This window comes from Polaribacter sp. BAL334, assembly GCF_015767435.1.
Taxonomy (GTDB): Bacteria; Bacteroidota; Bacteroidia; order Flavobacteriales; family Flavobacteriaceae; genus Polaribacter.
Window position 1 is genome coordinate 1 of record NZ_JADWOV010000329.1, and the last position, 442, is coordinate 442.

General features: G+C 35.7%; 1 protein-coding gene. It reads left to right on the forward strand.

The window, feature by feature from the left end:
* Positions 1-442: nucleotidyl transferase AbiEii/AbiGii toxin family protein (locus tag IU405_RS15540; RefSeq protein ID WP_231749799.1), on the forward strand; the 442-nt coding region annotated here is incomplete at both ends.

A 442-nucleotide genomic window follows, 5' to 3' on the forward strand; every position in this document is an offset into this window, starting at 1 on the left:
AATAGAATTGCCACTAAGAAAATAGCACAAGCGTTGGGTGATCTCAATAATTATGTGGTATATGTAGGGGGTGCTGTAGTGAGTTTATATATTGACGATAGTTCGGCAGAAGATGTACGTCCTACCAGAGATATTGATATCAGTATGGAAATTGCGAATTTAGTTGAATTGGAAAAAATACGTGAAGAGTTGATACAAAAAGGATTTTATCAAACCAGTGAGGATAATGTGATTTGCCGATTTCGATATGAGGATATTAAAGTAGATGTAATGGCAACAAAAGCAGTTGGTTGGGCTCCTGCTAATCCTTGGTTTGAACCGGGTTTCAAACATATAGTATATTATAAATTGGATGAGATAGAAATAAAATGTTTGTCGCTGCCCTATTTTTTGGCAACTAAATTTACAGCGTTTTATGATCGAGGAGCAAAAGATCCACGAA